General features: G+C 67.4%; 23 protein-coding genes. 12 read left to right on the top strand and 11 right to left on the bottom strand.

The window, feature by feature from the left end; translation table 11 throughout:
- Nucleotides 1-14 precede the first annotated feature (14 nt).
- From HNR60_RS03770 to HNR60_RS03760, 3 genes are read left to right on the top strand one after another with little or no spacing between them, the layout of a single operon-like run.
- Nucleotides 15-455 (top strand): hypothetical protein, encoded by a 441-nt coding sequence (locus HNR60_RS03770; protein WP_184254449.1) that lies wholly within the window; start codon nt 15-17, stop codon nt 453-455.
- An 11-nt stretch (nt 456-466) separates the two neighbouring features.
- Nucleotides 467-814 (top strand): c-type cytochrome, encoded by a 348-nt coding sequence (locus HNR60_RS03765; protein WP_184254447.1) that lies wholly within the window; start codon nt 467-469, stop codon nt 812-814.
- A 38-nt stretch (nt 815-852) separates the two neighbouring features.
- Nucleotides 853-2,121 (top strand): acyl-CoA dehydrogenase family protein, encoded by a 1,269-nt coding sequence (locus tag HNR60_RS03760; RefSeq protein WP_184254445.1) that lies wholly within the window; start codon nt 853-855, stop codon nt 2,119-2,121.
- A gap of 29 nt (nt 2,122-2,150) precedes the next feature.
- On the opposite strand, the gene HNR60_RS03755 is transcribed toward HNR60_RS03760, so the two are convergent.
- Nucleotides 2,151-2,396, bottom strand: a complete 246-nt coding sequence (locus HNR60_RS03755) for a hypothetical protein (RefSeq protein ID WP_184254443.1) — start codon at nt 2,394-2,396, stop codon at nt 2,151-2,153.
- 259 nt (nt 2,397-2,655) lie between these two features.
- Here HNR60_RS03755 and HNR60_RS03750 point away from each other — a divergent pair, with 259 nt between their 5' ends.
- Complete coding sequence (locus HNR60_RS03750; protein WP_184254441.1) at nt 2,656-3,798, top strand: SbmA/BacA-like family transporter; 1,143 nt, start codon at nt 2,656-2,658, stop codon at nt 3,796-3,798.
- 171 nt (nt 3,799-3,969) lie between these two features.
- Here HNR60_RS03750 and HNR60_RS03745 read toward each other — a convergent pair whose 3' ends face one another.
- Entirely contained in the window at nt 3,970-4,821 is an 852-nt protein-coding gene (locus tag HNR60_RS03745; protein ID WP_246432801.1) for a dienelactone hydrolase family protein, read from the bottom strand.
- A gap of 194 nt (nt 4,822-5,015) precedes the next feature.
- Here HNR60_RS03745 and HNR60_RS03740 point away from each other — a divergent pair, with 194 nt between their 5' ends.
- The gene (locus HNR60_RS03740) at nt 5,016-5,237 is read left to right on the top strand and encodes a DUF2093 domain-containing protein (RefSeq protein WP_184254437.1); all 222 of its coding nucleotides are present in this window, start codon (nt 5,016-5,018) and stop codon (nt 5,235-5,237) included.
- Between the two features lie 4 nt (nt 5,238-5,241).
- Here HNR60_RS03740 and lpxK read toward each other — a convergent pair whose 3' ends face one another.
- The 5 genes from lpxK to HNR60_RS03715 all read right to left on the bottom strand — a co-directional run bounded on the left by lpxK (nt 5,242) and on the right by HNR60_RS03715 (nt 10,146).
- Complete coding sequence (gene lpxK / locus HNR60_RS03735; protein WP_184254435.1) at nt 5,242-6,258, bottom strand: tetraacyldisaccharide 4'-kinase; 1,017 nt, start codon at nt 6,256-6,258, stop codon at nt 5,242-5,244.
- Entirely contained in the window at nt 6,251-7,555 is a 1,305-nt protein-coding gene (locus HNR60_RS03730) for a 3-deoxy-D-manno-octulosonic acid transferase (protein WP_184254433.1), read from the bottom strand. The genes lpxK and HNR60_RS03730 overlap by 8 nt, the downstream gene beginning before the upstream one ends.
- A 108-nt stretch (nt 7,556-7,663) precedes the next feature.
- Complete coding sequence (locus HNR60_RS03725; protein WP_184254431.1) at nt 7,664-7,906, bottom strand: DUF4170 domain-containing protein; 243 nt, start codon at nt 7,904-7,906, stop codon at nt 7,664-7,666.
- 40 nt (nt 7,907-7,946) lie between these two features.
- Entirely contained in the window at nt 7,947-8,762 is an 816-nt protein-coding gene (locus tag HNR60_RS03720) for a 3'(2'),5'-bisphosphate nucleotidase CysQ (RefSeq protein ID WP_184254429.1), read from the bottom strand.
- Complete coding sequence (locus tag HNR60_RS03715; RefSeq protein WP_184254427.1) at nt 8,749-10,146, bottom strand: metallopeptidase TldD-related protein; 1,398 nt, start codon at nt 10,144-10,146, stop codon at nt 8,749-8,751. Before HNR60_RS03715 ends, HNR60_RS03720 begins: the two co-directional genes overlap by 14 nt.
- A gap of 284 nt (nt 10,147-10,430) precedes the next feature.
- Here HNR60_RS03715 and HNR60_RS03710 point away from each other — a divergent pair, with 284 nt between their 5' ends.
- The gene (locus HNR60_RS03710) at nt 10,431-10,955 is read left to right on the top strand and encodes a DUF6101 family protein (RefSeq protein WP_184254425.1); all 525 of its coding nucleotides are present in this window, start codon (nt 10,431-10,433) and stop codon (nt 10,953-10,955) included.
- 14 nt (nt 10,956-10,969) lie between these two features.
- On the opposite strand, the gene HNR60_RS03705 is transcribed toward HNR60_RS03710, so the two are convergent.
- From HNR60_RS03705 to HNR60_RS03690, 4 genes are all read right to left on the bottom strand, one after another.
- Nucleotides 10,970-11,461: a hypothetical protein gene (locus tag HNR60_RS03705; RefSeq protein WP_184254423.1), complete on the bottom strand. Its 492-nt coding sequence runs from the start codon at nt 11,459-11,461 to the stop codon at nt 10,970-10,972.
- Nucleotides 11,428-11,757 carry a hypothetical protein gene (locus tag HNR60_RS03700; RefSeq protein WP_184254421.1) on the bottom strand — a complete coding sequence of 110 codons (330 nt, stop codon included), beginning with the start codon at nt 11,755-11,757 and terminating at the stop codon, nt 11,428-11,430. The genes HNR60_RS03705 and HNR60_RS03700 overlap by 34 nt, the downstream gene beginning before the upstream one ends.
- Nucleotides 11,758-11,943: 186 nt before the next feature.
- Nucleotides 11,944-12,876: a 4-hydroxybenzoate octaprenyltransferase gene (gene ubiA / locus HNR60_RS03695; RefSeq protein ID WP_184254419.1), complete on the bottom strand. Its 933-nt coding sequence runs from the start codon at nt 12,874-12,876 to the stop codon at nt 11,944-11,946.
- A gap of 10 nt (nt 12,877-12,886) precedes the next feature.
- Nucleotides 12,887-13,546, bottom strand: coding sequence for a hypothetical protein (locus tag HNR60_RS03690; RefSeq protein WP_184254925.1), 660 nt, complete (start codon nt 13,544-13,546; stop codon nt 12,887-12,889).
- 237 nt (nt 13,547-13,783) lie between these two features.
- Here HNR60_RS03690 and HNR60_RS03685 point away from each other — a divergent pair, with 237 nt between their 5' ends.
- From HNR60_RS03685 to hisG, 6 genes are all read left to right on the top strand, one after another.
- Nucleotides 13,784-14,236 (top strand): MarR family winged helix-turn-helix transcriptional regulator, encoded by a 453-nt coding sequence (locus tag HNR60_RS03685; RefSeq protein ID WP_184254417.1) that lies wholly within the window; start codon nt 13,784-13,786, stop codon nt 14,234-14,236.
- A gap of 64 nt (nt 14,237-14,300) precedes the next feature.
- The gene (locus HNR60_RS03680; RefSeq protein WP_184254415.1) at nt 14,301-14,873 is read left to right on the top strand and encodes a cysteine hydrolase family protein; all 573 of its coding nucleotides are present in this window, start codon (nt 14,301-14,303) and stop codon (nt 14,871-14,873) included.
- An 8-nt stretch (nt 14,874-14,881) separates the two neighbouring features.
- A complete protein-coding gene (locus HNR60_RS03675; protein WP_184254414.1) occupies nt 14,882-16,156 on the top strand; it encodes an MFS transporter in 1,275 nt (424 codons plus the stop codon).
- Between the two features lie 55 nt (nt 16,157-16,211).
- The gene (locus HNR60_RS03670) at nt 16,212-16,964 is read left to right on the top strand and encodes a 16S rRNA (uracil(1498)-N(3))-methyltransferase (protein ID WP_184254412.1); all 753 of its coding nucleotides are present in this window, start codon (nt 16,212-16,214) and stop codon (nt 16,962-16,964) included.
- 119 nt (nt 16,965-17,083) lie between these two features.
- Complete coding sequence (locus HNR60_RS03665) at nt 17,084-18,250, top strand: ATP phosphoribosyltransferase regulatory subunit (protein WP_184254410.1); 1,167 nt, start codon at nt 17,084-17,086, stop codon at nt 18,248-18,250.
- Nucleotides 18,247-19,221 carry an ATP phosphoribosyltransferase gene (hisG, locus tag HNR60_RS03660; protein ID WP_184254408.1) on the top strand — a complete coding sequence of 325 codons (975 nt, stop codon included), beginning with the start codon at nt 18,247-18,249 and terminating at the stop codon, nt 19,219-19,221. Before HNR60_RS03665 ends, hisG begins: the two co-directional genes overlap by 4 nt.
- Nucleotides 19,222-19,267 lie beyond the last annotated feature (46 nt).

Below are 19,267 nucleotides of genomic sequence, written 5' to 3'. Positions count from 1 at the left end.
CGCCGGAGGGCCTTATGCCAGCTCACGCCAAGCCATATCCATTCGTCGACAAGCTGATCGAAATGTTCGGCGACTGGCTCAAGCACCGCCAGGAAATCACCGAGATGTGCCAGTTCGACGCCGCCGAATTCGGCCGCATCGCCCACGATCTCGGGGTGACCTCCTCCGATCTCGACGAATTGGTTCGCAAGGGTCCGCACAAGATCGATGAGCTGCCCCATCTGTTGAAGGCGCTCGGCATCGACGAAGCGGCGATCTCCCGCGCCCAGCCCCTGGTGATGCGCGACCTCGAGCGGGTCTGCGCCTTGTGCAAGCACAAGAGCGAGTGCGACCACGACATCGCCGACGGCACGTTGAAAGAGCACTACGAGGCCTATTGCGGCAACGCGGTCACGCTCGACGCGCTGGAGCAGGAGGCGCACGCCGACGCGACCCCCGCGCCGGCGCACTCCTGATCGGGCGGCGGATGCGCCGCGCGGCCCTGATACAAGTCACGCTGACGGCGATGCTGATCGCCGCCAGCGCGTTTGCGTGGATGCCTGCCGCATCCGGCGCGGTATTGCCGGAAGCCGGCAAGGGCCAGCGTCTCGCCGCCGCCTGGTGCGTCGAATGCCACGCCATCGACGGCCATGGCATGCACGCCGGCCGCACCAAGGCGCCGAGCTTTCGCGCCATCGCCAATATGCCCTCGACCACCGCGCTGTCGCTGAAGGTGTTTCTGCGCTCCAGCCATCCCTCGATGCCGAATTTCATCATCGAGTCGAGCGACACCGATGAAATCGTGCAATACATCCTCAGCCTGAAGCGCAACTGATCGGGCGGCCCTCGCCTGATCGGAACGGATACCGCGGGATGGATTTCGAGTTCAGCGACAAGGTGGAACGGCTGCGCGCGCAGCTCTCCGACTTCATGCGTTTCCACGTCGAGCCGGCCAATCACGACTGGCACCGCGAGATCGCCGCCGGGCGCTATCCGCTGCCGCTGCTGGAACGGCTGAAGTCGCGGGCGTTCTCCGAGGATCTGTGGAATCTGTTTCTGCCGGGGCTTGGCCACGACCAGCCCGGCCAGCGGCTCAGCAATCTGGAATACGCGCCGCTCGCCGAGATCATGGGCCGCAGCCATTGGGCGCCCGAAGTGTTCAATTGCAGCGCGCCGGACACCGGCAACATCGAGCTGCTGCAGCAGTTCGGCACCCCGGAGCAGCGCGCGCAATGGCTCGACCCGTTGTTACTTGGCGAAATCCGCTCCTGCTTTGCGATGAGCGAACCGGACACCGCCTCGTCCGACGCCCGCAACATCCAGACCACGATCCGCCGCGACGGCGATGCCTACGTCATCAACGGCCGCAAATGGTTCATCACCGGCGCGCTGCATCCGAACTGCAAAGTGGCGATCGTGATGGGCGTCACCGGCGAACAGCTCGAGGCGAATTCCACCGAGCGGCATTCGATGCTGCTGGTGCCGATGGATACTCCCGGCCTGGAGATCGTCCGCAACATTCCGATCATGCACTACCATTCGCCCGAGGGGCATTGCGAATTGCTGTTTCGCGACGTCCGGGTGCCGCTAAGCAATTTGCTCGGCGCCGAGGGCAAGGGCTTCAGGCTGGCGCAGGACCGGCTCGGCCCCGGCCGGGTGCATCACTGCATGCGCACCATCGGGCAATGCGAGCTGGCGCTCGAATTGATGTGCGAGCGCGCGCTGGAGCGCAAGGCGTTCGGCAAACACCTTTCCGAGTTCGGCAATCTGCAGGACTGGATCGCGGAGTCGCGGCTGGAGATCGACCAGGCCCGGCTGCTGGTGCTGCAGGCCGCGCACCGCATGGACCGCGCCGGCAACGCGGCGGCGCGGATCGACGTCTCGGCGATCAAGGTGGTGGCGGCGCGGCTGCAGACCCGCGTGGTCGACCGCGCCATGCAGGTATTCGGCGCGATGGGGCTGACGCCCGATACGCCGCTGTCCTATCTGTGGACCTGGGGCCGCGCGATGCGGTTTCTCGACGGGCCGGACGAAGTGCATCTGCGCGTGGTGTCGCGCGCCGAACTCGCCAAGGCCAGGCTCGCGCTCGGCAACAATGCTTGGTATTTCGTGCCGCCGCCCGGTCTGGCTGCGCCGCGCTGATCGCGCGCCGCGACGCCGCAGCGCGGGTTTTACGCCCGCGCCTGGCTCGCCGCGGCGTCCGGCCGGATGATCAACGGCTTGGCGCTGCTCTTCGGCTTGTCGGCGACGATGGTGATCAGCCAGCGCGGCACCGCGCTGGCTTTGTCTTCGCGCACCGCGCGGACCAGGCCGGTGACGGTCTTGCCGCCGAGGCTCAAGGTGGCGCTGCGTCCGCTGAATTGAGCGATGCGGGACCGTCTGGCTTCTTTCAGGTCGGTCGTCTCAACCGTCTGCATCGGGCGATCTCCTTGTTCACCGCGAGTAGACCAAGTCAGCGTTACGCGGAAATTAAATTGAGGCCTCGTGCGATTACCGGGCAGGCGGCGCCACCGCGCGCGGCGGTTGCGCCATGCCTTGTATGCGCCCGCGGTTAGACGGACGGCGCGGTTCACAGCGCAGCGCCGGGCCCTTACAGTGGCGGGCTAGAGTCTGTGCGGCTGCGCGTCACCGCGGCCTGATCGAATTCGGAATCGCAAACACCGAGATAAACCCGCGATGAGCCTGTTTCCAACCACCGGAGCGGACGGCCGCCGCTTGGTGCTGTTCTGGCAATTGTCCCGGCGCTTCTGGCTCGGCGGCCACTGGCCGGTGATCGCGCTGATGGTGCTGATGCTCAGCGTGGTGCTGCTGCAATTGCTGGTGCAGGTCTCGCTCAATCTGTGGAACCGAAACTTCTTCGACGCGCTGGAGCGCCGCGACGGCTACGCGATGTGGGCGCAGGCCGAGCTGTTCTTCCCGCTGGCCGCGGCCAGCGTGCTGCTCGCCGCCACCTCGGTGTGGGGCCGCATGACCACGCAGCGCAAATGGCGCGAGGCGATGACCCGCGACATCATCGAGACCTGGGCCGCCAAGAACCACGACGGCGAGATCGAAGGCGGCATCGACGGCGCCGAGAATCCGGAATACCGCATCGCCGAGGACGTCCGCGTCGCCACCGACGCGCCGGTCGATCTCAGCCTCGCCTTCATCTCGTCGGGGCTGACCGCGGCGACGTTCTTCGGCGTGCTGTGGAGCGTCGGCGGCAGCATCGAATTTGAGCTGTTCGGCAAGCACCACGAGATCCCCGGCTATCTGGTGATCGGCGTGGTGATGTATTCGACGCTGATGACCAGCCTGATGCTGCTGCTCGGGCGGCGGATGCCGGGCGTGATCGAGACCAAGAACCAGGCCGAAGCGGAATTCCGCGCCGCCGCGGAAATCATGCGCGGCGACCGCGCCGACACCGACGGCGTGGCGCGGGCCAAGAAAGCCACGCTGCTGCAGCGGCTCGGCAAGGTCTTGGCGAGCTGGCGCGAGCTGTGCTGGCAACTCGCGCGGACCACGCTGGTGTCGCAGACCAACTTCCTGTTCGCGCCGATCGCCGCCTATATTCTCTGCGTGCCGAAATACGCCAGCGGCGCGATGACGCTCGGCGAAGTGACGCAGAGTGCGGCCGCCTTCGTCACCGTGCAGGGCGCGATCAACTGGCTGGTCGACAACTATCAGCGGCTGGCGGACTGGCGCTCCGCGGCGCACCGCGTCTCGGCGCTGCTGCTGGCGATCGACAATATGGATGATGGCGACGGGGTGAGCGCGCAGCGCGGTGATCCGAAACAAGCTGCGCCGGATTCCGGAAGCGAGTTTTCGGGATCGCGCTGAAGTTTCACAGTCGTCATCCCGGGGCATGAGCAGCGAAGCTGCGAGTGAACCCGGGATCCAGTAATCACCGCCCTGCAATACCGGATTCCGGGTTCGCTCGGCCTGCGGCCTCGCGCCCCGGAATGACGGTTGATTGTTTGTCGGGCGCATCGCCCGATACAAACTACCCCGCTATCGCCCCAACCATCCCGCGACGCGTTTTTCGGCGTCGGCGCGCGCTGTCGGGTCGGAGCCGACATGACCGTGGTCCGGTTCGTCGGCGCTGGCGCTGTGGTCGGTGTCGTGCAGCGCCACGTTGAGGCGGTCGAAGCCGTGCGCGGCGCCGGGATACACCACCAGCTTGGCGAGCGCGGAGCGGCCGCGGGCGCCGTCGATCATCTGCCGGCAGGCCGCGGGCGAACTGACGTCGTCGCTGCCGCCGATCAGCAGCAGCGTCGGCACCCGCGCGCTCCAGCCCAGCCCGGAGGACAGCCGGCAGTCCGGATAGAACGCCACCGCGGAGCGGACATCCGGCCCGCTTTGCGCGAACGCCGATTGCGGCCGCACCGCCCACAATAGCGCGCTGGCGCCGTTGGCAAAGCCGAGCAGGCTGATGCGCTGCTTGGTCACCCAGGGCTGCTGCAACAGCCATTGCCGCGCGGTGGCGATATCGGCGACCCGTTCGCGCCGCGCCTGCACCCTGCGTTCCTTGAGCCGGCATTGCGGCCCCAATTCGCGCGAGCCGTAGCTGTCCGGCAGCAGCACGGCGTGGCCGGCCTTCAGCAGGTGCTGGACCCAATCGACATAGCGGGCGCGCAGCGGCTCGGCACCGGCCGACAGCCCGCCGCAGCCATGCAGCGCGATCACCGTGGGGAACGGGCCGTCGCCACCCGGCTTGTACAGCAGCGCGTGCAGCAGCCCGGCGGCGCGCGGCAGATCGACCGCCTGCGGCGCCGGCAGCGCACTGGCCGCCGCCGCGGGCGCCGACCAGCCGAGCAGCAGAGCGACCGCCGCGGCGATGGCGCGGCGGCGCGATCCGCCCATGCGGGGCTCGGAGTTGCGAAGGCGGCGCAGGCGGGTCATGGTCGGGCGGCTTTCGATCACATCGGCAAGTGTCTGCCCAAATCGATGGCGGCGCCAGCTTGCAGGAAATGCCGGATGCATCACAACTCGGTGGATTTGAAATTGCGCGTCAGCGTCACATTTATGATAGAATACCCGAAACGAGGAGACTGGACGTGCTGAATAAATTTGGCCCCTCGGGCCTTGGCGAAGCCCAGGTGCAATATCTCGACGGCGACTTCCGCGTCACCTCCCCCGGCACCTATGTGAAGTGCGCCGTCACCGGCGTGCAGATCCCGCTCGACGAATTGAAATACTGGAGCGTCGACCTGAAAGAGGCCTACGCCTCGCCGACCGCGGTGCTGCAACGGCATTATCCCAACGCCGCCAAAGCCTGAGGCGTTACGGGCGCGGCGCCCGCGCCTTGGCGAGCGTCGCGATCAAGAAGCCGCGCAGCGCTTCGCCGTCGTCGAATTGCAGCGTCACCGCGAACGGCACCACCGATGCCGCGAAGCCGGCCTGCGCCGGGTCGCCCTGCAGCCGGACAAAATCCTTCTCGGTCGTCACCAGCGTGAGGCCCTCGCCGTGGGCGATTTCGCTCAGCGCCGCCAGATCCTGCGGCGAAAACGGATGGTGATCGGCAAACACCCGCTCGCCGGCGACATTGACGCCGGCCGCACGCAGCGTGGCGAAAAACCGCGCCGGATCGCCGATCCCGGCAAATGCCAGCACCGTCTTGCCGCGCAGCGCCGCCAGCGACGCGTCGGCCGGCTGAAACCGCGCCCGCAGCAGCAATCCGCCCTGGGCCATCACCGCTTCCGCGACCGGATCCGCCGCGCGGCCCTGCCCGACCACGATCAGCGCGTCGGTGCGCGCGAGCTGCGGCGGCAGCGGCGCGCGTAACGGCCCGGCCGGGATCACGCAGCCATTGCCGAGGCCGCGCGCGCCGTCGATCACGATCAGCGCGGCGTCCTTGGCGACCGCCGGGTTCTGGAAGCCGTCGTCCATCAGGATCACGCTGGCGCCGCGCGCCCGCGCCAGCGCCGCGCCGCCGACCCGGTCGCGCGCCACCACCACGGCCACGTCGCGCGCCATCATCAACGGCTCGTCGCCGACGTCGACGGCGCGGTGCCGCCCCGGATCGACGCTGATCGGCCCCCTGAGCCGGCCGCCATAGCCGCGGCTCAGCACCACCGGCCGCTCGCCGAGGTCGAGCAGCAGCCGCGCCAGCGCCAGCGTGGTCGGGGTCTTGCCGGCGCCGCCGCCGTGGAAATTGCCGATGCACACGACCGGCACGCCCACCGCGGTGCCGGGCTGCACCATGCGATGTGCCGCCACCGCGCCATAGAGCGCGCCGAGCGGCCGCAGCAGGGTGGAAAGCAGCGACGGCGGCCGGTACCAGAAGCCCGGCTCACGCATCGGCCGCGCCTTTTTCGATGCGCAGCTGCATCAGATAGGGCTCGAGCACGCCGAGCGTCCGCTGCAGCGCGCCGCCGAGCCGGCCGACCACCGCGCTCGAGGCTTCGAGCGCGCTTTGTCGCGCCGGCGCGTCGCCGAGCAGCCGGACGAATTGCCGCGCCAGCATCTCTGCGCTGTCGACCTGGATGGCGCCGCGGGCGCTATCCAGCGCCGCATAGACGTCGGTGAAATTGGCGACGTGCGGCCCGTGCAGGATCGCCGCACCGAGCTTGATGGCCTCGATCGGATTCTGCCCGCCGTGCTCGACCAGCGAGCCGCCCATGAACACCACCGGCGCCAGCCGATAGAACAGGCCGAGCTCGCCGATGGTATCGGCGACGTAGATCTCGGTGGCGGCGTCGGGCATTTCGTCGCGCGAGCGAAGTGCGACCTTCAATTCCGCGGCCGCCACCATGCAGGCGACGCCTTCGCCGCGATCCGGATGCCGCGGCACGATCACGGTCAACAGATCGGGGAAGAATTTCGCCACCGCGCGATGCACCTCGAGCAGCAGCGCCTCTTCGCCGTTGTGCGTCGAGGACGCCAGGATCACCGGGCGGCCGCGGGTCGCGGCCCTCAGCCGCTCCAGCTTGGCGGCGTCGGCCGGCGGCGGCTGCACGTCGAGCTTGAGATTGCCGGTGGTGACGACGCGGCGGCTGCCGAGCGCCGCGAACCGTTCGGCATCGACGTTGGACTGCGCCATGCAGATGTCGAAGCGGCCGAGCAGCGCCGCGATGGTCGCCGAGGCGCGCTGCCAGCGCGGGAACGAGCGGTGCGACATCCGGCCGTTGATCAGCAGCATCGGCAACCGCCGCGAGGCGCCGGCCAGGATCAGGTTCGGCCACAGATCGGATTCGATGAACAGCGCCAGGCTCGGCTGCCAGTGATCGAGAAACCGCGCCACATAGCGCGGCGCGTCGTAGGGGATGAACTGGTGGATGATGTCGTCGGGAAACCGCCGCGCCACCACCGCCGCCGAGGTCACGGTGCCCGAGGTCAGCAGGATGCGGATGTTCAGCGCGCGCAGCCGCTCGACCAGCGCGGCGCCGGCCAGCACTTCGCCGACGCTGGCGCCGTGGATCCACACCAGCGGCCCCGGCGGCCGCTCGAGCCGGCTGATGCCGCGGCGCTCATGGACCCGCGCGGAATCCTCTTTGCCCTGGCGCAGCCGTCGCGTGATCAACAGCCGCGACAGCGGCGTCACGGCGCCCGACAGCTTCTGATAGACGCGCAGCGTCAACGGCAGGCGACTAGCCATCGGCGGCCTCGCTCGGCGCGAGACCCGGGACGGCCCGCGACATCCCAAGCGGACGGCGAACGACGGATGCGTCCCGCAAGGGACGCAGCAAGCGACGGCGGTCCATGGTCAACGTGCTGGCTTGGTTTCTTGACCCGGATCGAGCAGCCGGTGCAGGTGCACCACGAAGTAACGCATATGCGCGTTGTCGACGGTCTGCTGCGCCTTGGCCTTCCACGCCGCATAGGCGGTCGCGTAGTTCGGAAACACGCCGACGACTTCCACCTGGCTGAGATCCTTGAAGGTATTGCCTTCAAGATTGGTCAACTCGCCTCCGAGGACGAGGTGAAGCAACTGCTCGTTGTCTGGCATTTATGTTTTCCCTACCGCCGGCAGACGGAGATCGCGAACGCTAGACCAAGGATTTGTTCCGGAAACGTTCGACGATATGCGCGTGGCGGTCGCGCCCAGCAGCCACCAGCACCCCATGCGTCACTTCCGGGCGATTATAGACGATGGCATCCCCCGCAAGCGTGGTCAGCCTACCATTGGCTTCGTGCACGATCAAATCCGCCGCCGCAAGGTCCCAATCGCGGCTCTGACCACCCGCAAACGCAACGTCGAGCCGCCGATCCGCCACCCGGCACAGCCGCAGCGCCAACGACCCGATTCGCGGGTACAGCGCAACTGAGGAGTCCGCGAGGCCGAGCCGTTCGGCCAACGGTTTCGGGCCGGCGATCTTGGAAAAATCCAGCGCGGTGCCGGCGGAGGCGGTGAGCGTCGCGCCGTTCAGCGTGGCGCCCTGGCCGCGCGCGGCGAAGAAGAATTCATCGGTGGACGGCGCGAACACCGCAGCCAAGAGCGGCGCGTCGCCCGCCACCAGGGCGGCCGAGACGCACCAGTCTTCGCGGCCGGCGAGGTAGCCCCGGGTGCCGTCGATCGGATCGATGATCCACAACAGGTCTTTGCCGAGCCGCGACGAATCGTCGGCGCTCTCTTCCGACAGCCAGCCGTAATCCGGCGTCGCCGCCTGCAAGCGGGCGCGGATCAGGTCGTTGACCGCGATATCGGCCTCCGACACCGGCGAGGATGCGCCCTTGGTCCAGTTGCGCAGCTCGGTGCGAAACATCGACAGCCCGAGCGCGCCGGCCTCGCGCACGGTGTCGGTCAGCAACGCGATATCGCGCGACAGGTTAGGATGCGCGATCTCGCTGCTAGCGTCCGGCAATCGTCAGCCCCTCGATGCGCAGCGTCGGCGCGTTGGTGCCATAGCGGAATTCGAGATTATTCGCCGCCGAAAGATGCTTGTACATCTCGATCAGATGCCCGGCGATGGTGACTTCGCTGACCGCATAAGTGCATTCGCCGTTCTCGATCCAGAACCCGGCGGCGCCGCGGCTGTAGTCGCCGGTGACGCCGTTGACGCCGGAGCCGATCAGATCGGTGACGTAGAAGCCCTCTTTGATATCCGAGATCAGCTCGGCCGGCGTCACCGTGCCGCCCTCGAGATGCAGATTGTAGGGGCCGGGCGACGGCGACGACGACACCCCGCGATGGGCGTGGCCGGTGGTGGCAAGGCCGAGTTCTCGCGCGGTCGCGGAATCCAAAAGCCAGGTCGTGAGCACGCCGTCCTCGACGATGGCGCGGCGCTGAACTGCGACGCCCTCGGCGTCGAACGTCTGCGAGCGCAAGCCGCGCTTGCGCAGCGGATCGTCGATGATGCGGATGTCGTTGTCGAACAGGCGCTCGCCGAGCCGATCTTTCAGGAATGAGGTCTTGCGCGCGATCGAGGCGCCGTTCGCGGCGTTGACCAGGTGACTGATCAGCGAGCCGGCGACGCGCGGATCGTACACCACCGGCACCTTGCAGGTCGCGACCTTGCGCGGATTGGCGCGCGCCACCGCGCGCTCGCCGGCGCTGCGGCCGACCTTGTCCGGGGAATCGAGATCGGCGGCGTGCGGCGCCGAGCTGTAATCGTAGTCGCGCTCCATCGTGGTGCCGTCGCCGACGATCGCGGTCATCGAGACGCCGTGGCTGGAGCGCAGATAAGAGCCGTGGAAGCCGGTCGAGGTGACGAGCACCATGCCGCCGATCCCCGACGAGGCCGAGGCGCTGCCGGATTTGCTGACGCCCTTCACCGCGAGCGCGGCCGCCTCAGCAGTGAGCGCGCGGCGCTCCAATTCGGCGGTCGAGGGCACGTTGCGATCGAGCAGATCGAGATCGGGGAAGTCGCGCGCCAGCAGCGCAGGATCCGCCAGCCCGACATATTTGTCGTCGGGTGCGACGCGCGCCATCGCCACCGCGCGCTCGGCGAGTTGCGCTGCATTGTCGCCGTGAATGTCGTTGGTCGAGACCACCGCCTGGCGGCGTCCGACCAGCACGCGCAGCCCGACGTCGTCGCTTTCCGAGCGCTCGGATTCTTCGACGCGACCGTCGCGGACTTCGACGCCTTGCGAGACGCTGCGCACCGCCACCGCATCGGCGGCGTCGGCGCCGGCGCGCTTCGCCGCCTCCACCAGACGCTGCGCGAGTTCGCCGAGCGCGGACTGATCGAACAAATCCGAGGAGTTGGACGGGGTGTTGGCCGACAGCGTGTGCGGTGAAGCGTTCACAAACGAATCCTGATGCTTGGAGGGGAAATCAGCTGCCCTGTCAGATGTGCGCGTTTGACGCGAACTTCAAGCGCCGATGCAGCGATCCGCGGGGAAATTCGCGAGGATTGTTCGGCGCTGCGCAAGGTCTCGTCAATCATGTCGGCCAAGGGTCTGTCAATCATGAGCGGCGATGCAAGCCCGGTCGGATTCGATTAACCAGGCTTTTTAAGCGATTTGCGAACTCGCTCTGGCACTGTCTCACACATCGACCGGGAGCATAATTCCGGCGGGGAGATAAAATCGTGAGGCGTCAAACAGCAACAAGCGGGAGCATTCCCGCCGGGTCGAGCCGCAGCCTGCGGCTCGACCCTCTCTCACTGCCGGTCCGCTTCGACGCGCAAGACAACCGCGCCGACGGCGGCATCCGACAAATCGAATTGCATCGCGAACGCGTGATCTTGCGCCGCGAAATCGGCGGCATGCGGATGGCGGTCAACGTCCGGGTCTGCGACTTCATCGGCATCGCATCGCGGACCACTGATGATGGCCGGATGCTGCTGCTGCAGCATCGCGATCCGTCGCTGTCGATTCCATTGTGCGTCGGCGCCGACTTCGACGAGATCGAGGCCGCGGCGTCGCAATGGAGCGCGATCTTCGCGCTGCCGCAACTGCCGGAAGACAAAAGCCGGGAGCCTTCGCAGCGCCGCCGCCGTCACAACGCCATCAAGGATCGCCGCCCGAAATTCCTGGCGCGCCGCAAAGCCGGCGACCTGCTCAACGAGGCCGGCAACTACCAGGGCGAAGACGAAATCATCGCACGGGATTGACTAAGCTATAGCCATTACGCAGCGAGGCGCTCGACGTTTCCCTTGAACCTGTTCCAGGCTTTTCGTCGCTCGATATACTTCAGCTTTTTCAGCGGCAAGTTTTGATAGCTGTTGATCATTTCCAACTCGACACCGAGAAACGTGCGCTGGATATTCTCGATCGGCGGCAACTCGCTTCTTTCGCCGTTGACGGTATCGATTCTGAGATTTTTTTCTCCCAGTAGATAAAAGTCATCGGGAATGATCTCGGAGCTGAAAATACGCACAATGAAGGGAGAAATCTCCTTCGGGGTGGCCTCGGCATTGTAGGCATGGAAAAGTAGCTTGTTCAGCGCGAGCGGACCACCCGCATCAATAATCGAAGTAACCAAGACCAGGGTCCACTGCGCCGACGCAATGTCCCATCCCCAACCCAGAAAATTTGGGTTGAGCCCGAGTGCTCGAAGTGCTTTCAAATAGTCGGCTCCGGCCTTCAGATGTTGAGCCGATACAGGCCTGCTAGCCATTCGATGACCCCATTTGACTCAAATGCAGCTTCGCAGATGTCCCTTGCAAGCTTGTTGGGAACTTTTCCGACCGCATAACCATGCTCCCGCCGCCAATCTAACACCATTTTTAGCGCTGGCGCGACTGGACTTCTCGGATCAAACGACAGCGGATCAATACCCAGCCGCTTGAAAAGGACCCGCAGGTCGTGTGTCCAGAGGTCAGGCGCCGTTTCCCGATCAGGCCAGCGATTGAGCCGTTCCTTCTTCATAATCGCCGCCTTCAAGCAACATTCGACGGCAAATCCCGCATTCATCCAAGCGCCGTCCGGACGTCGAACGTCGCGCAACGCGATCGCGTCGCCCCGATATCGACGACACAGCTCCAGCCATTCCTCGGAAGAGTTGACAGGTTGGTGAATTGAACGGTCCCCAATCGTTCACAAGTGCCGCGGCACATACTCAATCGCGGTGGATCAACTCCCGCTCATTTCATCCGCCGCTCAGTTCGCGCGCAAGATCGCGTCGAGCAACAGCCCCGCGGCGAGCAAAAGCCCCGCCTCGCGGTTCGACTTGAACAGCTTCAGGCACAACGGCGAATCTTTGATCCGCAGCCGCACGATCTGCTGCGTCAGATGCGCCGCGAAGGCCGCGAGCCCGAGCCAGGCCGGCCAATGCACCTCGGCCAAGGCCAGCGCGACGCCGATCAGCGCCACCGCGAGACCATAGAGCACGCTCAGGGCGAGATGGGTGCGTTCGCCGAACAACAGCGCGGTGGACTTGATGCCGATCATCAGATCGTCCTCGGCGTCCTGATGCGCGTACATGGTGTCGTAGCCGATCACCCAGGCGATCGAACCCGCATAGAGAAACAGCGCCGCCGGATCGATCCGGCCGAGCGTCACCGCAAAGCCCATCAGCGCGCCCCAGGAGAACGCCAGACCGAGCACCAGCTGCGGCCAATAGGTGATCCGCTTCATGAACGGATAGGCGGCGACGATGATCAGCGAGGCGATGCCGGTGGCAATCGCAAAGCCGTTGAACTGCACCAGCACCAACAGCCCGACCAGCGACTGCAGCACCATGAAGACGGCGGCCTGTTTGGCGGTGACCTGCCCGGCCGGGATCGGCCGCGACCGCGTGCGCTCGACCTTGTCGTCGAGGTCGCGGTCGGTGATGTCGTTCCAGGTACAGCCGGCGCCGCGCATCGCGAACGATCCGATGAAGAACAGCAGCGCGTACCACGGCAAATGGCTGACGTCATGGGCGACGCCGGCGGCCAGCGCCGCCGACCACCAGCACGGCATCAACAAAAGCCAGGAGCCGATCGGCCGGTCGAACCGCGCCAGCCGCAGATACGGCCGCGACCACAGCGGCGCCCAACTATCAACCCAGTTGCCGGTCGCATCCGCGACCCGCGCTGCCGCGATGTTCATCTGCCGTCACTCACCGCGCGAGCACATTGCCGTTGAGGGTGTCGAAAGTGCTGCCGCCGCTGCGCTTGGCGGTGGTGGCTTCCGGCATCGCGGTCGAGGAGCCCAGCACGTCGCTGAGGCTGGGGCCCGCCGGGCCGCGTTGTTGTTGCTGCTGCGCCACCGAACAGACCTTGGTCTGCATCTGCTCGGTGCGCTTGTGGCCGGTCTTGAGCTGATCGGCGACCTGGGCGGGAATGCCGCATTTCTGGCTGTTGGCCTCGATGAATTTGATCATCTTGATTTCGGCCTGGGAGAAATTGCCGATCAGCTTGCAGGCCTCGTCGGGCGGCGCGCGGCGCTGACCGGCGGCCTGGATCGCCTTGCCGCGCTTCTCGGCGTCCTCGCGCAGCGGCGTGAACTTTTTCATGCAGTCGTCGCCGCCGGGCGGCCCGGCCTGCTGCGGCTGCGGCGCCCCGAAGCCGCTGGAGACCGGCGGCGCGCCGGTGGAAAACGCGCTCGGCGCCCCGACCGAGGCGGCCGGAGCCGCGCCATTTACCGGCGGGAACGGCGAAGCGCTGGGAGTCGACGACTGGCCCGGCAGCGGCGCCGGAAAGGCACCCTGCGCCAGCGCGGAAGCGGCCTGCAGCACACAGCCGGCCACGGTCAACGGCACGATGAAACGGCGGACGATCAAGACGGCTCCTCCGGCAAAGTTCGAATGGCCCCCAGAATTAGCCCGACGACTGAGCCCCGAGAACGGCGGTGGCACGGCCCGTGAGGGCGGCACGCTGTCGGGACCTTTTACGATTCCTGGATGCCCTTAACAACCCGCCGAATAGGGCGGCAGCGCGGCGCCGCGTCGCGGCGCTCGCGAGAATGTGTGAAGGAAACCTTTGTAGTTTGCCTTCGCATCGACTAGATGTCCCCCATGAGCTTGCAGAACGACCCTCCCACCGCCCCCGATGCCTTGACCCTCGCCCACGAGCTTCGGCTGGTGATCGGCCGGCTGAAGCGCCGGCTGCGCGAACAAGCCTATCTCGGCGACCTGACCTGGTCGCAGGTGGCGGTGCTCGGCCATATCGATCGCGAGGGGCCGGCGACGGTGACCGCGCTGGCCCGGGCCGAGGGCATGCGGCCGCAATCGATGGGCGCCACCGTGGCGGCCCTCGAGGCCGCCGGACTGGTCAGCGGCGCGCCCGACCCCAAGGACGGGCGGCAGACCCTGCTGTCGCTGACCCCGGCCTGCCGCGACCTGATCGTCGCCGGCCGCGCCGCCCGCGAGGATTGGCTGCAGCGGGCGATCCAGAGCAACCTCACCGCCGAAGAGACCGTCCAGCTTTCCGCCGCCGTCGTGCTGCTGAGGCGGCTGGCGGCGCCATGACCGGGCGCGCCCGCTGAACCGAAGCGCCCGCCTCCCCGATCGCCCCCGACCAAAAGGACACCCGATGGCTCTCACCGCGCTCGACCCCCGCACCGCGCTGGTGGTGATTGATCTGCAGAACGGCATCGTGGCGATGCCGACCGCCGAGCCCGTCGCCCCGATCGTGCAGCGCGCCGCAGCATTGGCCGAGGCGTTCCGCCGTCACGGCCGCCCGGTGGTGCTGGTCAATGTCGCGGGCGGCGCGCCCGGCCGCACCGAGCAACCGCGCCGGCTCGGCGAATTGCCCGCAGGCTGGACCGACCTCGTGCCGGAGCTGAACCGGCAGCCCACCGACCACCTTGTCACCAAGCATAGCTGGGGCGCCTTCACCGCCACCGACCTGCACGACTATCTGAAATCGCAAGCCGTCACCCAGCTGGTGATCGCCGGCGTCTCCACCAGCATCGGCGTCGAGACCACCGCCCGCCAAGCCTACGAGCTCGGCTTCAACGTCACGCTGGCGGTCGACGCCATGACCGATCTGCGGCCCGAGGCGCACGCCAACAGCATCGCGCGGATCTTTCCGCGGCTCGGCGAAACCGGCACCGCCGCGCAGATCATCGCGCTGCTCGACGGCAATCCGCCTTCGACCTCGTGAGCGATGCGGTGAAAGGCACCTTCCGCTCATTGCGCGGCTTCAACTACCGGGTCTGGGCCGGCGGCGCGATCGTGTCCAATGTCGGCACCTGGATGCAGCGCACCGCGCAGGACTGGCTGGTGCTGACCGAGCTGACGCCGAACAACGCCACCGCGGTCGGCATCGTGATGGCGCTGCAATTCGGCCCGCTGCTGCTGTTGCTGCCGCTGAGCGGCTATGCCTCCGACCATTTCGACCGCCGCAAGTTGCTGCTCGCCACCCAGGCTTCGATGGGGCTATTGGCGCTCGGGCTTGGCCTCCTGACCATCAGCGGGCAGGTGCAGCTGTGGCAGGTCTATGTGTTCGCGTTCCTGCAGGGCTGCGTCACCGCGTTCGATTCCACCGCGCGGCAGACCTTCGTCTCCGAACTGGTCGGCGAGGCCGATCTGTCCAATGCAGTGGCGCTGAATTCCACCTCGTTCAATGCCGCAAGGCTGATCGGCCCGGCGCTCGCAGGTTTGCTGATCGCCGGGGTCGGCACCGGCTGGGTGTTTCTGATCAACGCCGCCTCCTTCGTCGCCGTGCTCGGCTCGCTCAGCCTGCTGCGCCGCGACCAGTTGCATCGTGGCGACAAGGCGGCGCGTGGCAGCACCGGCTTCGCCGACGGCTTTCGCTACATCTGGCGACGCAGCGATCTGATCGTCGTGCTGGTGATGTTCTTCCTGATCGGCACCTTCGGCGCCAATTTCGCGATCTTCATTTCCACCATGTCGGTCACGGTGTTTCACGCCGGCGCCAGCGAGTTCGGCCTGTTGAGCTCGATGATGGCGATCGGCTCGGTCGGCGGCGCGCTGCTGGCGGCGCGGCGCGACAAGCCCGGCATCGGGCTGCTGCTGACCGGCGCCGCGGTGTTCGGATTGGGCCTGGCGCTGGCCGCGGTGATGCCGCAGTTCTGGCTGTTCGGGCTGGCGCTGATCGTGGTCGGGATGGCGGCGCAGACCTTCACCACCACCGCCAACAGCACCGTGCAGCTGTCGACCGAGCCTGCGATGCGCGGCCGGGTGGTGGCGATCCTGCTGGCGCTGGCGCTCGGCGGCACCCCGATCGGCGCGCCGATCGTCGGCTGGGTCGCCGACGTGTTCGGCGCGCGCTGGGCGCTCGGCGTCGGCGCCGCGGCGGGCTTCGCTGCAGCCCTGGTCGCGGTGGTCTACCTGGTGACGCACCGCCAATTGCGGCTGCGCCGCGAGGCCGGCGGCTGGCGTCTCCGCCTCGACGCCGCCGAGCCGCTGCGCGATTCCGGTTGATCGCGGAGAGCCGCTGCGCTTCAACAACGTCCCCACCTCGCTTCTCCGGATGCCCATGCCCCAGATCGAATTCCGCAGCCCGCGGCTCTATGTCGACGCCGACCTCTCAGCCGGCCTGCAGGTCGCGCTGACCCGCGAGCAGGGCAATTATCTCGGCAACGTGCTGCGGCTTGGCCCCGGCGCCGCGGTGCTGGTGTTCAACGGCCGCGACGGCGAATGGCAGGCGATGATCGGCGCCGGCAAGCGGGTCGACCGGCTCGACATCCTGTCGCGGGCCCGCGCGCAGGACGCATTGCCTGACGTCACTTACGTGTTCGCGCCGCTGAAGCACGCCCGGCTCGACTACATGGTGCAGAAGGCGATCGAGATGGGCGCCTGCGCGCTGCAGCCGGTGCTGACCCGGTTCACCCAGGTGACGCGGGTCAATACCGAACGGATGCGCGCCAACGTCATCGAGGCCGCCGAACAATGCGGCATCCTGTCGATCGCCGCGGTCGAGGAGCCGCTGAAGCTCGAGCGCTATCTCGCCACGCGCAACACCGAACGCCTGCTGGTGTTCTGCGACGAGGCCGCCGAGGTGGCGGATCCGGTGGCAGCGCTCGCCGCCGCCCGCGCGCAGGCCGGCGCCGGCATCGATGTGGTGATCGGCCCGGAAGGCGGCTTTGCCGAGGAGGAACGCGCGCTACTGCTGCGCCAGCCAACCATCCTGCGGCTGGCGCTGGGCCCGCGGATCATGCGCGCCGACACCGCCGCGGTGGCGGCGCTGACCCTGGTGCAGACCGTGCTGGGGGATTGGCAGGGCGCCTAACACGCTCCGGTTGCATCTGGCGTCCGGCGCAGCCCTAGCCCATTCGACGGTCGAATCTGTCATGCCGCCATGCTAAGGGCTGCGCCGACTTCACAAAAAACCTTAGCCGAGACTTCAAGATGACCAACACCGCCGCTCCTGCGACCGTGTCCGCCGGATGGGCGGACGCCCTGCTGGCCTCGTTCGGGCAGGCCGGCTACACCAAGGCCGAGCCGGCGATCCTGCAGCCGGCGGAGCCGTTCCTCGATCTGTCCGGCGAAGACATCCGCAAGAGCCTTTACCTCACCACCGACGCGTCCGGCGAGGAGCTGTGCCTGCGGCCCGACCTCACCATTCCGGTGGCGCGGGACTATCTCGCCTCGCCAAGCGCGGGAAAACCCGCCGGGTTCTGCTATCTCGGGCCGGTGTTCCGGCAGCGCGGCGGCGGCCGCAGCGAATTTTTACAGGCCGGCATCGAATCCTTCGGCCGGCTCGACCGCGCCGCCGCCGACGCCGAGATGCTGGCGCTGGGGCTGCAAGCCACCGCGGCGTTCGGCGTCACCGACGTCGATATCCGCACCGGCGACGTGGCACTGTTCATCGCGCTGATCGACGCGCTCGACCTCTATCCGGTATGGCGGCGGCGGCTGATCAAGGACTTCAACCGCAAATCCGATCTCGCGCAGGACCTGGAACGCCTCACGCTGGCGACCGCGACGCCGCGCAACGAATATGAGGGCGTGCTGGCCGCACTCGCCGGCTCCGACCGCAAGGCGGCTTTGGCGCTGGTCACCGACCTGATGTCGATTGCGGGCGCCAGCAATGTCGGCGGCCGGTCGGTTGCGGAAATCGCCGACCGCTTTCTCGAACAATCGACGCTGAAGGGCGGCGCGCTGCCGCGCGACGCGCTCGACAAGATCAAGCGCTTCCTCGCCATCTCCGGCAGCCCCGGCGACGCCTTGCTGCAACTGCGGGCGCTCGCCGCCGACGCCAAGCTCGACATCAACGCGGCGATCGACGAGTTCGAAGCCAGGATCGGCTTCATGGCCGCGCGCGGCATCGACCTCTCCGCCACCAGGTTCTCGACCTCGTTCGGCCGCGGCGTCGACTACTACACCGGCTTCGAATTCGAAGTGCACCGCAAGGACAATGGCGACGAGCCGCTGGTCGCCGGCGGCCGCTATGACGGCCTCCTCTCGCAGCTCGGCGCCGCCGAGCCGATCGCCGCGGTCGGCTTCTCGGTGTGGATCGAAGCCCTCACCGAACTCGCCAACCCCGCCACTCGCAGCGCCGGGAGCGCGTCATGACGACCTTCGTTCTCGCCGTTCCGTCCAAAGGCCGGCTGCAGGAAAACGCCGAAGCGTTCTTCGCCCGCGCCGGCCTCACGCTCTCCAAGCTCGGCGGCGCCCGCGATTATCGCGGCACCATCGCCGGCCTCGACAATGTCGAGATCGCGTATCTCTCGGCCAGTGAGATCGCCGCCCAGCTGGCGCGCGGCACGGTGCATCTCGGCATCACCGGCGAGGACCTGATCCGCGAGAGCATCGCGGACGCCGACAAGAAGGTGGCGCTGCTCGAGGGCCTCGGCTTCGGCGGCGCCAATGTGGTGGTCGCGGTGCCGCAGGCCTGGATCGACGTCCGCACCATGGCCGACCTCGACGACGTCACCACCGGGTTTCGCGCCCAGCACAATCGCAGGATGCGGGTCGCCACCAAATACATCAACCTGACGCGGAATTTCTTCGCCATGCACGGCGTCGTCGACTATCGCATCGTCGAGAGCGCCGGCGCCACCGAGGGCGCCCCCGCGGTCGGCACCGCCGAGATGATCGTCGACATCACCTCCAGCGGCGCCACGCTGGTCGCCAACGGCCTCAAGGTGCTCGACGACGGCGTGATCCTGCGCAGCCAAGCCAATCTGGTGGCGTCGCGCGCCGCCGATTGGAGCCCCGAGGCGTTGGAGACGGCGCGCGTGATCCTCGATCGTATCGCCGCGCGCGCCCGCGCCAACAAATACAAGGAAGTCCGCACCCGCTTTGCGGGTTGCGATGCAGCACTATTGACCGAGGCGCACAACCGCTTCGGCGTGGTGTCGCCGTTCGGCGGCCCGACCTCGTCCGGCATGATCACGCTGCACTGCCCGCCGTCGCAGCTCTACGCGCTCGGCAGCTTCCTGCGCGACCACGGCGCCGACACCGTGTCGATCGCCTCGTTGGACTACGTGCTCGACCGCGAGAACCCGCTATTCGCCAAGCTCGAGAGTTTTCTGCGGCAATAATCCGCCGCGGGACCGCCTAGGCCCCGTGGCGACAGCGCGCCACAAG

This window comes from Rhodopseudomonas rhenobacensis (assembly GCF_014203125.1).
Taxonomy (GTDB): Bacteria; Pseudomonadota; Alphaproteobacteria; order Rhizobiales; family Xanthobacteraceae; genus Rhodopseudomonas_A; species Rhodopseudomonas_A rhenobacensis.
This window is presented reverse-complemented; position numbering and strand designations above follow the sequence as displayed.

Bases quoted from the DNA above. Each gene is read 5' to 3' on its own strand.
- HNR60_RS03770 (WP_184254449.1), top strand. From the start codon at position 15: ATGCCAGCTCACGCCAAGCCATATCCATTCGTCGACAAGCTGATCGAA.
- HNR60_RS03765 (WP_184254447.1), top strand. From the start codon at position 467: ATGCGCCGCGCGGCCCTGATACAAGTCACGCTGACGGCGATGCTGATC.
- HNR60_RS03760 (WP_184254445.1), top strand. From the start codon at position 853: ATGGATTTCGAGTTCAGCGACAAGGTGGAACGGCTGCGCGCGCAGCTC.
- HNR60_RS03755 (WP_184254443.1), bottom strand. From the start codon at position 2,396: ATGCAGACGGTTGAGACGACCGACCTGAAAGAAGCCAGACGGTCCCGC.
- HNR60_RS03750 (WP_184254441.1), top strand. From the start codon at position 2,656: ATGAGCCTGTTTCCAACCACCGGAGCGGACGGCCGCCGCTTGGTGCTG.
- HNR60_RS03745 (WP_246432801.1), bottom strand. From the start codon at position 4,821: ATGGGCGGATCGCGCCGCCGCGCCATCGCCGCGGCGGTCGCTCTGCTG.
- lpxK (WP_184254435.1), bottom strand. From the start codon at position 6,258: ATGCGTGAGCCGGGCTTCTGGTACCGGCCGCCGTCGCTGCTTTCCACC.
- HNR60_RS03730 (WP_184254433.1), bottom strand. From the start codon at position 7,555: ATGGCTAGTCGCCTGCCGTTGACGCTGCGCGTCTATCAGAAGCTGTCG.
- HNR60_RS03725 (WP_184254431.1), bottom strand. From the start codon at position 7,906: ATGCCAGACAACGAGCAGTTGCTTCACCTCGTCCTCGGAGGCGAGTTG.
- HNR60_RS03705 (WP_184254423.1), bottom strand. From the start codon at position 11,461: ATGGCTAGCAGGCCTGTATCGGCTCAACATCTGAAGGCCGGAGCCGAC.
- HNR60_RS03700 (WP_184254421.1), bottom strand. From the start codon at position 11,757: ATGAATGCGGGATTTGCCGTCGAATGTTGCTTGAAGGCGGCGATTATG.
- ubiA (WP_184254419.1), bottom strand. From the start codon at position 12,876: ATGAACATCGCGGCAGCGCGGGTCGCGGATGCGACCGGCAACTGGGTT.
- HNR60_RS03685 (WP_184254417.1), top strand. From the start codon at position 13,784: ATGAGCTTGCAGAACGACCCTCCCACCGCCCCCGATGCCTTGACCCTC.
- HNR60_RS03680 (WP_184254415.1), top strand. From the start codon at position 14,301: ATGGCTCTCACCGCGCTCGACCCCCGCACCGCGCTGGTGGTGATTGAT.
- HNR60_RS03670 (WP_184254412.1), top strand. From the start codon at position 16,212: ATGCCCCAGATCGAATTCCGCAGCCCGCGGCTCTATGTCGACGCCGAC.
- HNR60_RS03665 (WP_184254410.1), top strand. From the start codon at position 17,084: ATGACCAACACCGCCGCTCCTGCGACCGTGTCCGCCGGATGGGCGGAC.
- hisG (WP_184254408.1), top strand. From the start codon at position 18,247: ATGACGACCTTCGTTCTCGCCGTTCCGTCCAAAGGCCGGCTGCAGGAA.